Consider the following 12,579-nt stretch of genomic DNA (forward strand, 5'->3'; position numbering starts at 1 on the left):
TCGGGCCGGCCGCGGACGGGGCGGGGTCCGCGGCGGCCGGTCAGCTGTGCGGGGCGAGTTCGGCGGTGCGGTCGAGGGCCAGGACGTCGCCGGCGGGCGCGGGCAGGGCGCCGGCGGCCAGGGTGCGGACCAGGTCGCGCACGCCCGCGGTGTCGTTGTCGTGCAGCAGGGTCTCCAGCAGGGACAGCGCGGCGCGCTGGTCGCCGGGCCGTTCGCGGACATGGCGCCACTGGGGCTCGGTGGCGGCGTCGGAGAGCATCAGGGTACGGCCGACCTGGCCCAGCGCGGTGAGCAGCAGGGTGTCGTGGGGCCGGTGCTCCAGCGCCGCGTTGACCTGCTCGGCCTGGTCCTCCGGGTCGACCTCTTCGGCGGGCTGGGCGCGCAGGAAGTCCAGGATGCGGTCGGGCGGGGCCAGCGGCCGGATGGCCGGCATCGCGGCGATCATGGCGTGTACCTCGGCGAGGTCGCCGCGGATCTCCCCGGTGTTGGCGAGGTCGCCCATGAGGCGCTCGGCGCGGCGGGCGGAACAGCCCGCCACCCACAGGGCGCCCCGCCCCACGGCCAGGCGGGCCGCGGCCAGTGCGAGTTCGGCGCCGCGCCGGGGCGCACCCACGCGTTCGAAGTAGCGGGACCAGGTGGTGACGCGCACGCCCAGCCGCCAGTCGTTGCGGACGATGCCCTGGCAGACCAGGTTCTCCACCGCCTCCACCCAGGCCGGGCGCAGGAACGGGTGGGCCTCGGCCTCCTCCACGGTGGGCAGCGGTGCCACGGCGTCGCGGGCCGGGCACTGGCCCAGGCGGGCCACCCAGGACAGCAGCCGGGCGCGCTCGAACCGGATGCGGCGGCGCAGCGCGGGCCTGCGCGGGTTGTTCGGCTCCAGCGCGAGTTCGGCCTCCATCCGGTCCAGCACCTCCAGCGCCTGGGTGTGCGCGTCGCGGCGGCGCAGGGCGCGGACCAGGGTGAAGATGCCGTCGGCGCCGAGCAGGGCGGGGCCGGTGGCGGTGTGCTCGTAGCGGCGCAGCTCGGCCTCGGCGCGCTCCGGGTCGTCCTCGTCGATGAGCAGGTGCACCCGGGCCAGGGTGAAGGCGGGCCAGGCGGGGGTGCGCTCCCATCCGGCGAGGTTGCGCGAGGACAGCAGTTCGCGGCGCAGGCCCGTGGTGCCCGCGGCGTCGACGTTGGCGTGGCAGCGGACCAGGGTCTCCAGCGCGGAGACCGGCAGCGGCCCGTGGGTGTGCGGGCCCGGCGCGTCCTCGGCGGCGGCCACCGCGCGGGGCAGCGCCCGGCCGCCCTCGGCCAGGGCCGCGACCCGGACCGCCAGCGGCCAGTGGGCCAGGAAGAAGAGGGTGGCGGGGCCGAACACCCCGGGCACCTCGGCGTTCTCGGCGCCCGCCTCGGCCACCAGGCGGCGGGCGGTGCGCAGTGCGGAGCGGGCGACCGCCTCCACTTGGACGGCGTCACCCGCCTCCGCCAGCTCGGGTAGGCCGACGACGGCCTCGGCCAGCTCGGCCTGTCCTGCGTTGGCGAGTCGGCGTGCGGTGTCCCCCGCCCACGTCCACATCGGCATCATTGTCTCCCCCTGTAGTGCCGTGAAAGCAGAACGTAGCAGCCGGTGTGCGGGCCTGTCCGGAAAACGCGTGAAACCGGTGCAGGACAGACGGTCGAGGCCTCGGATCGTGAATGTCGCATCGATAGACTCGGGGTCACCCGACCGCACTACCTCCGTTAGGGGACAAGGACACCGATGGGATGGCGAGACCGCTTCGGTTTGCGCAAGGCCAACCGCTCCGGCAAGGCCCGGTTCGACCGCGCCACCGAGGACGGTGACATCAAGGCCCTGATCGAGTTCGCGGAGAGCAAGGTGGGGGTGGAGCTCTTCGTCGAGCCGGAGACCTTCGCGACCCAGACCACGGCGGTGGCGGTCGCCACCGACGGCGAGTGGATCCGGCGCCGCTGCGGTTCCCCCGCGGTCATCCGCAAGGTGGCGTCCAAGCGGGGCATCCCGGTGTACGACGTGCAGATCATGGGCTACCCGCAGCGGATGCGGGACTGGAGCGCCCGCAACAAGAACGGTCGGTCCCTGGACTGATCCCGGCGCGTCCCGATCTCCCTCGCCGCCGACCGGATCCATGAGATGTAGATCACCTTCTGTGCGCGCTCGACGCTGTTCCCCCTCCCCCACGGACAGGGACACGTCCGGACGAACAAGGTGAGAACGGACACGCCGAGAACCGGGATCTGCCCACGCGAAACCCGTCACCGGGTCATTTTGGGCATTGATGACGAGTCCTTGCCGCGACTTCCTCGCCGAACGGGTTCCCTAACGACCCGCATCCGTCGCATACTCACCTGGGAGGGGGGACTCTGATGAAGCAGGATCTCACGGCCCTGTGCTGCGAATGCGGCACGATTCGCGAGGTGAGCGACTACCAGAGTGTCGGCGAGGCCCAGTCCGCCTACGGACTGGCCCGGTGCGTCGTCTGGCGCAAGTGCCGCACCTGCAACCGCCGCACCTACCACGCCTACCTGCGTGCCGACGAGGACCGCGACGAGCTGGAGGACGCCCTGCGCCTGGACGGCGCACTGGCCGCCGAGGCCCTGGACGAAGAGGTCGAGCAGCTGCGGCTGTGCGGGGTCGATGTCGGCCACGCCCCCGTCCCCGCCATCTGGGACGGACAGTCCGTGGGCATGGTGACGCAGCGGCTGACCGACCGCGCGTACTCGATCGTGCTGGACCCCGAGGCGTCGGTGGTCTCCCGGCTCAAACTCATCGACATGATGTGGAACGAGCTCCTGGTGGGGGAGCACGACGACCGCTGGTTCATCCAGGAGGCCGAGGACGACTCCCCCGGGTACGCGGTCCGGCTCTTCGGATACCGCACCCGCGGCTGACACGGACGTGCGACGGCCGGGCGCCCCGAGAGCGCCCGGCCGTCGCCGTGTTCACCACTGGCTGTTCTTGAATGCCCTCCTGTGCCACTGGGGGGTTCGCGAGGCGCCGGTGGGGTTCTGGAGGCCCGGAGAAGACATCCGAGGAACGAGGATGTCGACGCAGGGCCGAAGGTTCCCGCCCCCAGGGGGCGCCGAGCACGGACCAAAGCGAAGCGGAGGTTCAAGAGAACACGGGTCAGGCCGCCGGAGTCGCGCGGCCCGAGAGCCGGCGCAGCGCCGACCGGGCCACCTGCGGGTCGGTGGTACCCCAGTACGGCGGCAGCGAGGCGCGCAGGAACCCGCCGTAGCGGGCGGTGGCCAGCCGCGGGTCCAGGACCGCGATGACGCCCCGGTCGTCGGTGGAGCGCAGCAGGCGCCCCGTGCCCTGGGCCAGCAGCAGGGCGGCGTGGGTGGCCGCCACCGACAGGAAGCCGTTGCCGCCGTGGGCGGCCACGGCGCGCTGGCGGGCCGAGGCCAGCGGGTCGTCCGGCCGCGGGAACGGGATGCGGTCCACGATCACCAGCGACAGCGACGGCCCCGGTACGTCCACCCCCTGCCACAGCGACAGGGTGCCGAACAGGCAGGCGCTCTCGTCCTCGGAGAACCGGCGGACCAGCTGGCCGGTGGAGTCCTCCCCCTGGCACAGCAGCGGGTGGTCCAGGCGCTCGCGCAGTTCCTCGGCGGCCTGCTGGGCGGCGCGCATCGAGGAGAACAGGCCCAGGGTGCGGCCGTCGGCGGCCTCGATGAGCTCGGTGATCTCGTCCAGGTAGGCCGGTGAGAGCCCGTCCCGGCCGGGCGGGGGCAGGTGGGCGGCGACGTAGAGGATGCCGCTGCGGGCGTGGTCGAACGGGGAGCCGACGTCCAGCGCCCGCCACCGGGGCTCGCCCGCCGCGCGGTGCGGACCGTCCTCGCCGCCCCCCTCTGCGGGCGCGGCCTGCCCGGCCTCCGCCTCCTCCAGGCCGACCTCCCGGCCCAGTCCCCACTGGCGGGCCAGCGAGGAGAAGGAGCCGCCCAGGGTGAGGGTGGCGGAGGTGAGGACCACGGTGCGGTCGCCGAAGAGCTTCTCGCGCAGCAGCCCGCCCACGGCCAGCGGGGCGACGCTCAGCACGGGGCGGCGGCCCGGGGCCTTGGTGAGCCACACGACGTCGGTGCGGTCGCGCAGCGCGGGTTCGAAGGACTCCAGGACGCGCACCGCGGTGTCGTGGACCTCGGTGAGGGCGGCCAGCGCCAGGCGGCGTTCGCTGGCGGCCTCGGCCTCCTGCTCGCCGGGAGAGGGGCCGATGGCGGTGACACACGCCGCGGCGGCGTCGCGGACGACCGTGACCGCCCCGGCCAGGCCCTCGTCGATGTGGTCGATGCGCCCCTCGGGCGCGTCGGCGAACATCAGCGCCAGACCCTCGCCCGCCTCGGTCAGCCGCTCGGCGACCATCGGCTCGATGAGGCGGCCGGCGCGTTTGGCCGCGATGGTGACGGTGCGCTCGGCCAGGGTGCCGGTGGCCACGGAGGTGGCCCGGTCGACCAGCTCGTGGGCCTCGTCGATCATGATCGTGTCGTGCTCGGGCAGGATGTGGTTGCCCTGGGTCATGTCGATGGACAGCATCGCGTGGTTGGTGACCACCACGTCGACGCCCTTGGCCTCCTCCCGGGCGAACTCGGCGAAGCACTCCTGCCCGAAGGGGCAGATGCGGGCGCCCATGCACTCGTTGGCGGCCACCGAGACCTGCCGCCAGGCCAGGTCGGTGACGCCCGGGACCAGCTCGTCGCGGTCGCCGGTGGTGGTCTCCTCCGCCCACTCGTGCAGGCGGGCCACCTGCTTGCCCAGGGAGGACAGCTGGCGGGGGTCGAACAGCTCGGCCTCGTCGGAGTCGTCGGCCGCCGTGTGCAGGCGGTTGCGGCACAGGTAGTTGCGGCGGCCCTTGAGGACCGCGAAAGTGGGCTCGCGGCGCAGCCGGGGCCTGAGCGCCTCGGCCAGCCGTGGCAGGTCGCGCTCGATGAGCTGGTTCTGTAGGGCGATGGTGGCCGTGGAGACCACGACGGAGGTGTCCTTCTCCATCGCGTGCCGGATGGCCGGGACGAGGTAGGCCAGGGACTTGCCGGTACCGGTGCCCGCCTGGACGACGAGGTGCTCGCGTCTGTCGACGGAGTCGGCCACGGCGGCCGCCATGGCGGACTGGCCGTCGCGCCGGCTGCCGCCCAGGGCGGCCACGGCGGTGTCGAGCAGGGTCGGGACGTCGGGGAGATCTGCCACGGATCGACAGTACCGGCCACCGGGGACGGACCGGGCCCTGTCCACAGGCCCCGGTCCGCCACGGGTCACGCGAGCTTGCGGAGCAGCCCGTCCAGGGCGTCCAGGGACTGGCTCAGGCCGGTCTCCATGCCGGAGGCGACCATGCCGTCGCGGTCCTCGACGCTCTGGTAGACGGAGACGTTGGTGTAGAGGGTGCGGCCGTCCCCGCTCTCCTCCAGGGTCATGGTCTCCATGGCCACGTGGCCGGGCATCCCCTCGAACTCGAAGGTCTGCACGACCCGCTCGGGGGCGGTCACCTCGTGGTAGACGCCGCGGAAGGCGTACTCCTCGCCCCCGGCCTTCTCGACGAACCGCCAGCTGCCGCCGGTGCGCGGGTCGGCGTGGTCGATGACGGTCTCGGAGGTGGCCAGGCCCCACCAGGCGGCCAGGTGCTCGGGTTCGGTCATGGCCCGGAACACCACGTCGCGGGGCGCGTCGAAGCTCCGCTTGACGACGATGTCCTGCCGACCGGGCTCGGCGATGATCTCAAGGTCGCTCATTGTTCTTCTCCCTGGTCCTTCTCGGCCTGTTCCCTGATCCTGCTGATCTCGGCGTCCAGCCTCCCGAAGCGGTCCTCCCACCGGCCGCGGTAGCGGCCGAGCCAGTCGGAGACCTCGCGCAGCGGCTCGGCCTCCAGTCGGCAGGGGCGCCACTGGGCCTCCCTGCCCCGGGTGATGAGCCCGGCGCGTTCGAGGACCTTCAGGTGTCGGGAGATCGCCTGGAGGCTGATGGGGAACGGCTCCGCGAGTTCGTTGACGGTCGCCTCGCCCTCGGCCAACCGGGCGAGCAGGGCCCGCCGCGTGGGGTCGGCCAGTGCGGCGAAGGTGAGACTCAACGGGTCGTCCGCCATCCGCTTATTCAACCTTCCGGTTAATCAACTGATGTGTTGATTATGGCTCAAGCCACCGACAGAACACAAGGACCGGTACGGTCTTCTCCCGGAGAAGTCTCGAAAGGGGTCCGGATGACGGTGATCGACTCTGCGGGCGTGGCCGCCCTGACCGGCGAGGTCGTGGAGCGCGCGGCGTTCCGCCGGGCGGAGCTGCTCCTGGGCGAACGCGGCGTCCTGGCCGTGGTGGACGCGGGGGGCGGGACCGACCGCAGCTGCGTCTGGAACGCGGAGGAGGTACGGCTCGTCGGGGATGTGCCGCTGGCCGGAGCGCTCGGCGAGTGGTATCCGCGGGGGGACGACCGCCCCCTGCACGTGGCGGTCCGCCTAGCGGAGGGGTACCTCCACCTCGGCGAGGGACGGCACATCCGCTCGGGGACGGCCGTCCTCCCCGGTGAGGGCCCGCATCGGCTCACCGAGTTCGTGATCGAGCCGTGCGCTCCGTTGGAACACGGGCTTCTGGACCTGGTGCGTCCCGTCGAAACCGTGGCACTGCCCGGGCTCGGCTGGCTGGAGAGGGTGGCGGACGATCCGATGCGGGCGCTGGAGGAGTTCGCCGCCGGGTGGTATCCGGCCTCCGGGCCCTCGGGGGGACCGGAACACCCGGGGGCGCCCGAACCTCTGGCCCGGTTCCACCGGCTGGCCGCGCGCCGACCGGAACTCCTCGGCGGACAGAACTTCCTCCGGCCACCGCAGGAGCCGGACGCCGGCTCCGACGAGCCGTACACCCTCGGCACGGAGAACCAGGGAGTGTTCTCCTGGGAGCTGCGGCGGACGCAGGACGGATTCGGGGACGACCCGGCCGTCTGGTTCGTCGGCGAGGACGGGGAGGCGGTGCCCGAGGAGGAACCGCTCAGCGGGTTCCTGTTGCAGTTCGCACTCCATGAGGCCGCGGTCTGCGCCGACCACCTGGCCCTGGCCCCCGACGCCTCGGCGGAGGAGGCCGCCGAGGTCGTCGCGGCGCTGCGCCCGGTCCCCCTGCGTCCGTTCCTGGCGCCTTTCTCCCCTCAGCTGTTCCACGTCGCCCCCGGAGCGGTCGCATCCGTCTCTCCCGGCCGGCGGGAAGGACGCTTCCAGGTGTGGGCGGGCGCCTCTCACCGGAGCGCGCTGGCGCCGCTGCGGGACCTGCCCGTGCGGTGGAACCGGTTCGACGGGTGAGGCCGGGCCGCGACCCGGAATGATCCGCGGAGCACGCTCTGGCCCTCGGGTCCGGTGTCGGCGGGCAGGCGGCCGGAGCGCACCGCGGCCCGCAGGTTCTCGTAGTCCTCCGGGCACACGTCCGCGTAGGCGGCCGCCCGGTCGGACACCGCCTCGTCGAACCGGTCGCCCCCGCCCGGGTACCCCGCGACGGCGGCGGCTCCGGCGGCCGGCCGCGGGCCCGGGTCGGCGGCCGGCCGCACCGAGGACGCCGCCCGCGTCGTCTTCAACGGTCACCTGCTGCGGGGGCGCCGGGAGATCGCCGAGGTGCACCGCGGCCTGTTCGCCGGGCCCCTGCGCGGTTCCCGGACGACGAGGGCCGACGGGTCCGCGCCGCGGGTCGGCGGCGTCACCCCGGAGGGGCGGAGTTCACCGGGGACCGCCGGCCGGTGGTGTCCTTCACGCCGGTGGAGACCCCGCGGGGAGGGAAGGCGACAGCGTTCCAGAACACCCGTCGGCCGGACCCGCGGGACCGACCCGTGCCGTCCCCGAGGGCGCCCCGCCCGCGAGGACGGTCCCTCCCAGCAGGCGCAGCGCGTCGGCGGAGGCGGCGTTCTGCGGGGTGTAGATCTCCAGCCGGTGGTCGGGGCTGTCCGGCTGGATCCACACCTGGTAGTCCACGTCCACGTCGCCCAGCACCGGATGGCTCAGGTTCATCGGCCCCGTCGTGCAGTCCGCGACCTCGACCCGCGCCCACAGGGACGCGAACTCGGGGCTGTGCATCATCAGCTCGCCGACGAGCTCCGCCAACCGCCCGTCGGTGGGGTACCGGCCGCTGGCCAGACGCAGGTAGGCGACATGGGCACGGGCCAGTTCCTCCCGGTTGCGGTACAGGCCCCGGGTGTGCGGGTCCAGGAAGAACAGCCGCGCGTTGGTGGGGCGCAGGGACGGCTCGTCGGGGGCGGTGAAGTCGACGTGTTCGGCGAACAGGGCGTGCCCGGTGCGGTTCCACGCCAGCACGTCGCCGCGGCGGCCCCACACGATCGCCGGAACGCTCTCGCCCAGCGACCGCAGCAGGGTGAGCACCCGGGCGTGCGGGCGCTCGGGCCGCGGGCGGACCATCCGGGGGGCGGCGGGGCGGCGGGCGAGGTTGTGCAGGTGGGCGGTCTCGTCGGCGTCCAGCAGCAGGACCCGGGCGAGAGCGTCCAGGACCTGGGCCGAGGCGGTGCCCGCCTGGTCCTGTTCGAGGCGGGTGTAGTAACCGGCGCTGACCCCGGCCAGCTGGGCCAGTTCCTCCCTGCGCAGGCCCGGGACGCGCCGGGCGGTGCCGTAGGTGCGCAGGCCCACGTCGTCAGGGGTGACGCGGTCCCGCCTGGTCTTGAGGAAGGCCCCGAGGCTGTCCGATGACATGACCCGATCGTAGGCTCGGGGTGGACCGGCCCGCCTGCACCTGTGAGGTGTACCCACGGCAGGTGTCTGGCCGCGGTGGCGGGGCGGCGGCACTGTTGCGGCCATGGACACGAATCGAGAACGAACGACCGCACGGACCTGGTTCGGCCTGCTGGTCGTGCTGGGTCCGGTGCTGCTGGTGGCGATGGACGCCTCGGTGCTGTACCTGGCGATGCCGCGGGTGATCGCCGACCTGGAGCCGGGGGCGGACCAGGCCCTGTGGATCCTGGACTCCTACAGTTTCGTGGTGGGCTCGCTGCTCATCGCGTTCGGCAACCTGGGCGACCGGTACGGGCGGCTGCGGCTGCTGATGATCGGGGCCGCGGTGTTCGGCGTCGGCTCGGTGGGGGCGGCGCTGTCCCCCGCACCGGAGGCCCTCATCGGGTTCCGGGTGCTCATGGGGCTGGGCGGGGCGACGCTGCTGCCGTCCTCGCTGGCGGTGATCGGCGAGCTGTTCACCGATCCTCGGCGGCGGGCGCAGGCGATCGGGGTGTTCGCGGCGACGTTCGCGGCCGGGTTCGCCATCGGGCCGGTGGTGGGCGGAATGCTGCTCAGCCGGTTCGAGTGGGGGTCGGTGTTCCTGATCAACGCGCCGGTCGTGGTGGCCTTCCTGCTCCTGGCCCCGCAGGTGCTGCGCGAGGTGCGGGCGGGTCGGCCCGGGCGGGTGGACGCGGCGAGCGTGGCGCTGTCGGCGGGCGGGCTGCTGTCGGCGGTGTACTCGGTCAAGGGGCTCGCGGCGCACGGGTTCTCGACCGCCGTGGTGGCGGCCGGGATCGTGGGGGCGGCGCTGCTGGTGTGGTTCGTGCGGCGCCAGCGCACCCTGGACCACCCCCTGGTGGACCTGGACCTGTTCCGCGACCGGGTGTTCACCCTCGCGATCATCACCAGCGTGTCGACGCTGGTGGTGTGGGCGGCGTCGATCTACCTCACCGGGGTGTACCTCCAGTCGGTGCTGGGGCTGCCGGTGCTGACGGCGGCACTGTTCGCCCTGCCGGGGGCGGCGGTGCTGACCCTGAGCTCCGTCGGAACACCGCTGCTGGTCCGGCGGATCGGAGCCCGGTCGGCCCTGGTCCTGGCGCACGCGAGCATGGGCACCGGGCTGCTCCTGCTGCTGACGCTGGCCGTGGACGGCGGGCTCGTGCCGTACGTCGCGGCGACGATGACCGCGGGCGTGGGATACGGCATCTCGTTCAGCCTGGTGGCCGACATCGCGGTGTCGGCGGTTCCCAAGGAACGGGCGGGCGCCGCGGCGGCCATGGCCGAGACCGGGAACGAGATCGGACACGCGCTCGGGATCGCCCTGCTGGGGTCGCTGGCGGCGTTCGTGTTCCGGCTGCTGGGGCCGAACACGGCGGGCACCCTGGATGAGGCGCTCCGGACTCCGGGGTTGACGGCCGCCGCGGCGGACCAGGCCCGGGAGGCGTTCGTGACGGGCCTGCACGTCACCGTCGCCGTGGGCGGGCTGCTGGCCCTGGGCCTGGCCGTGCTGGCCGTGCGCCGGCTCCCCCGCGAAGCGGTCGGCGAGGCGCCCGAACCGGCCTCCCGCTGAACCGCGGTCAGGGGGTCAGCCGGTCGACGTGCCGGAGCATCTCCACCAGGACCGCCCGGTCGAACGCGTCGGCGTCCTTGAAGGTGATCGCGGCCGCGCCCGCCTTCACCCGGCCGAGCCGCTCGGCGTACGCCTTGGAGAGGTACCGGCCGTCCTCGACGGCGTTGACGTAGAGGCTGTAGTGGTTCTTCTGCCGGGCCAGGCCGACCGCGAACCACTCGACCGCGGGCCCGCGCGGCCGGGACTGCACGATGTCGGCGTATCCGATGATCTCCTGCTCGGTGCCGCCCCAGAACACACCGGTCCACAGGGTGCGGCTGCGCCCGGGGAGCGCCCCGGTGATGATGGCGTCCATCGCGGTCATCACCGGGTCGCCCAGGCGGCTCAGGTACTGGTCGACGTTCGTCTTCGTCCGTTGCACACGGCCACCGTACGCCCGGACCTCCTCCCCGGGGAGGAGGTCCGGGCCCGCCTTTCGGCCGATGGCGTCCCGGACCCGGCCCTGCCTACGCTGAACAGGGACGAAGCCACGAAGGGACCCTGTCATGCCCGAGCTCACCGAACAGCCGGCGAAGATCCCCCCGCGATGGTTCGTGCGGACGGCCTGGGCCGTCCACCGCGCGCTGTACCGGGTCACCGGGGGCCGGGTCGGCACCTGGCGGCCCAGGGGCACCCGCTGGGGCGCGCTGCGCCTGACCACCACCGGGCGGCGCACCGGCCGCGAACGCAGCGTGATCATCGCCTACCTGGAGGACGGGCCGAACCTCAGCGGGATCGCCATGAACGGCTGGGCCGAGGGCGAACCCGCCTGGTGGCTCAACCTCCGCGCGCACCCCGACGCGACCGTCGAACTGCCCGGGGAACCCCCGCGTCCGGTCCGCGCCCGCGAGGCGACGGGAAGCGAACGCACCCGCCTCTGGGACCTGTGGCGGGGCCTGGAGGGGAACCTGGACGACTACGCCGCCCTGCGCTCCCGCCCCACCGCCGTCGTCGTCCTGGAGCCCCGCCCCTGATCCTCACGTCGGTTCCGACGCGCGCTCGTCCAGGGCCGCCAGCAGTTTCCGCAGGACCGCGTCGAACGCGCGCATCTCGTCCTCACCGAGCAGTGACAGGAGGCGGTTCTCGTTCGCCGTGTGGTCGGTGACGGCGGCGTCGACGAGCGCACGGCCTTCGGGGGTGAGGCCGATGCGGAGACTGCGCCGGTCTCCCGGAGCGGCGCCCCTGAAAACCAGGCCACGCGCCTCAAGGCGGTCGACGCGCTTGGTCATCCCCGCACGGGTGATGAGGAGGACGTCCGCGAGCTGAGTGAGCGACAGTTCGCTCGGGGAGCCCGTGCGGCGCAGGCTGGCCAGGACGTCGAACTCCCCGCGGTCCAGGCCGTGGGCGGCGAGGACCTCCTCCACGCGCCGGTTGCCGACGATGTAGAGGCGGGCGAAGCGCGCCAGCGTGGCCATTGCGGTGAAGTCCAGGTCCGGCCGTTCACGCCGCCAGTGGGCGACCGCGATGTCGGCGAAGTCGGGGCGGGGTTCGAAGTCGTCTGCCATGCGACCATCCTAATGAAACTGGTATACATTCAACCAGTTAACAAAAATGGGAAGGTGTCCCGCATGAAACCCATCACCGCACGCTCCTCGATCGCCGTACACGCCCCCGCGGCCTTCGTCTGGGACTTCCTCCGCGTCTACGACAACGATCCGCTGTGGCGGTCGGGCTTGGAGAGGATGGCCCAGGACCCGCCGGGCCCGGTGCGGGACGGCGCCCGGGTGGAGGAGACCCTCCGTGTGCTGGGCAGAACCGTGGAAAGCCTGGTCGAGGTCTCGGACGTGCGCGACGGGGGGTTCACCTGGCGGGTCACCCGGGGCGCGATCGCCGAAGGCAGCCGCTCGGTGACCACCACCGGCGCGGACTCGTGCCGGGTGGACGTCGTCAAGCGAGTCACGCTCACCGGAAGCGACCGCCTCCTGACCCCCTTGCTCACCATCGTGATCAGACGCACCGAACTGGGAGACCTACAGCGGGCCAAGCACCTCCTCGAACAGTCCTGGAAGGACCGCCCATAGTCCCCCATGGAAGGGTTTCCAACCGGCGCAGCCCGCATCACGATGCAAAAGATCCACCCGCCGACCTCAACGACGCACGCGACCTCCGCCACAGGGGGCCCACCCCGGGGGTTCGGGGGGTCTCCCCCAACAAACACGACAGGCGACCCGACCAGGGCGTCCAACGCGCGAGGCCGTCAGCGGGCGCAGCCCGCATCACGATGCAAAAGATCCACCCGCCGACCTCAACGACGCACGCGACCTCCGCCACAGGGGGCCCACCCCGGGGGTTCGGGGATCT

14 protein-coding genes are annotated in these 12,579 nt (G+C 73.1%); 6 read left to right on the forward strand and 8 right to left on the reverse strand.

All coding sequences use genetic code 11. The features are described 5' to 3' along the window. Positions 1-40: 40 nt before the first annotated feature. Positions 41-1,564, reverse strand: coding sequence for a hypothetical protein (locus QJS33_RS29975; protein WP_306371441.1), 1,524 nt, complete (start codon positions 1,562-1,564; stop codon positions 41-43). Between the two features lie 177 nt (positions 1,565-1,741). Here QJS33_RS29975 and QJS33_RS29980 point away from each other — a divergent pair, with 177 nt between their 5' ends. Next, positions 1,742-2,086 (forward strand): hypothetical protein, encoded by a 345-nt coding sequence (locus tag QJS33_RS29980; RefSeq protein WP_306371442.1) that lies wholly within the window; start codon positions 1,742-1,744, stop codon positions 2,084-2,086. 278 nt (positions 2,087-2,364) lie between these two features. Continuing rightward, positions 2,365-2,889 (forward strand): DUF6315 family protein, encoded by a 525-nt coding sequence (locus QJS33_RS29985; protein ID WP_306371443.1) that lies wholly within the window; start codon positions 2,365-2,367, stop codon positions 2,887-2,889. A gap of 235 nt (positions 2,890-3,124) precedes the next feature. Here QJS33_RS29985 and QJS33_RS29990 read toward each other — a convergent pair whose 3' ends face one another. The 3 genes from QJS33_RS29990 to QJS33_RS30000 form a co-directional block, all read right to left on the reverse strand. After that, positions 3,125-5,176: an ATP-dependent DNA helicase gene (locus QJS33_RS29990; protein WP_306371444.1), complete on the reverse strand. Its 2,052-nt coding sequence runs from the start codon at positions 5,174-5,176 to the stop codon at positions 3,125-3,127. Between the two features lie 65 nt (positions 5,177-5,241). Continuing rightward, the gene (locus tag QJS33_RS29995) at positions 5,242-5,715 is read right to left on the reverse strand and encodes an SRPBCC family protein (protein ID WP_306371445.1); all 474 of its coding nucleotides are present in this window, start codon (positions 5,713-5,715) and stop codon (positions 5,242-5,244) included. Then, positions 5,712-6,065 (reverse strand): helix-turn-helix transcriptional regulator, encoded by a 354-nt coding sequence (locus QJS33_RS30000; RefSeq protein WP_306371446.1) that lies wholly within the window; start codon positions 6,063-6,065, stop codon positions 5,712-5,714. Before QJS33_RS30000 ends, QJS33_RS29995 begins: the two co-directional genes overlap by 4 nt. Positions 6,066-6,179: 114 nt before the next feature. Between QJS33_RS30000 and QJS33_RS30005 the strand changes: the two genes are divergently transcribed. Beyond that, positions 6,180-7,262 carry a hypothetical protein gene (locus QJS33_RS30005; RefSeq protein ID WP_306371447.1) on the forward strand — a complete coding sequence of 361 codons (1,083 nt, stop codon included), beginning with the start codon at positions 6,180-6,182 and terminating at the stop codon, positions 7,260-7,262. Here QJS33_RS30005 and QJS33_RS30010 read toward each other — a convergent pair. Both QJS33_RS30010 and QJS33_RS30015 read right to left on the reverse strand, forming a co-directional pair. After that, positions 7,199-7,531: a hypothetical protein gene (locus QJS33_RS30010; protein WP_306371448.1), complete on the reverse strand. Its 333-nt coding sequence runs from the start codon at positions 7,529-7,531 to the stop codon at positions 7,199-7,201. The genes QJS33_RS30005 and QJS33_RS30010 overlap by 64 nt on opposite strands. A gap of 169 nt (positions 7,532-7,700) precedes the next feature. After that, positions 7,701-8,651 (reverse strand): helix-turn-helix transcriptional regulator, encoded by a 951-nt coding sequence (locus tag QJS33_RS30015; protein WP_306371449.1) that lies wholly within the window; start codon positions 8,649-8,651, stop codon positions 7,701-7,703. Between the two features lie 103 nt (positions 8,652-8,754). On the opposite strand from QJS33_RS30015, the gene QJS33_RS30020 reads away from it, so the two are divergent. Next, a complete protein-coding gene (locus QJS33_RS30020; RefSeq protein WP_306371450.1) occupies positions 8,755-10,239 on the forward strand; it encodes an MFS transporter in 1,485 nt (494 codons plus the stop codon). Between the two features lie 7 nt (positions 10,240-10,246). Here the strand turns inward: QJS33_RS30020 and QJS33_RS30025 are convergent, their stop codons facing one another. Continuing rightward, positions 10,247-10,660, reverse strand: coding sequence for a hypothetical protein (locus QJS33_RS30025; protein WP_306371451.1), 414 nt, complete (start codon positions 10,658-10,660; stop codon positions 10,247-10,249). Positions 10,661-10,784: 124 nt separating this feature from the next. On the opposite strand from QJS33_RS30025, the gene QJS33_RS30030 reads away from it, so the two are divergent. Continuing rightward, complete coding sequence (locus QJS33_RS30030) at positions 10,785-11,252, forward strand: nitroreductase/quinone reductase family protein (protein WP_306371452.1); 468 nt, start codon at positions 10,785-10,787, stop codon at positions 11,250-11,252. A gap of 3 nt (positions 11,253-11,255) precedes the next feature. Here the strand turns inward: QJS33_RS30030 and QJS33_RS30035 are convergent, their stop codons facing one another. Further along, positions 11,256-11,783, reverse strand: coding sequence for a MarR family winged helix-turn-helix transcriptional regulator (locus tag QJS33_RS30035; RefSeq protein WP_306371453.1), 528 nt, complete (start codon positions 11,781-11,783; stop codon positions 11,256-11,258). Between the two features lie 63 nt (positions 11,784-11,846). Here QJS33_RS30035 and QJS33_RS30040 point away from each other — a divergent pair, with 63 nt between their 5' ends. Then, the gene (locus QJS33_RS30040; RefSeq protein WP_306371454.1) at positions 11,847-12,299 is read left to right on the forward strand and encodes an SRPBCC family protein; all 453 of its coding nucleotides are present in this window, start codon (positions 11,847-11,849) and stop codon (positions 12,297-12,299) included. Positions 12,300-12,579 lie beyond the last annotated feature (280 nt).

This window comes from Nocardiopsis sp. CC223A (assembly GCF_030766825.1).
Classification (GTDB): Bacteria; Actinomycetota; Actinomycetes; order Streptosporangiales; family Streptosporangiaceae; genus Nocardiopsis.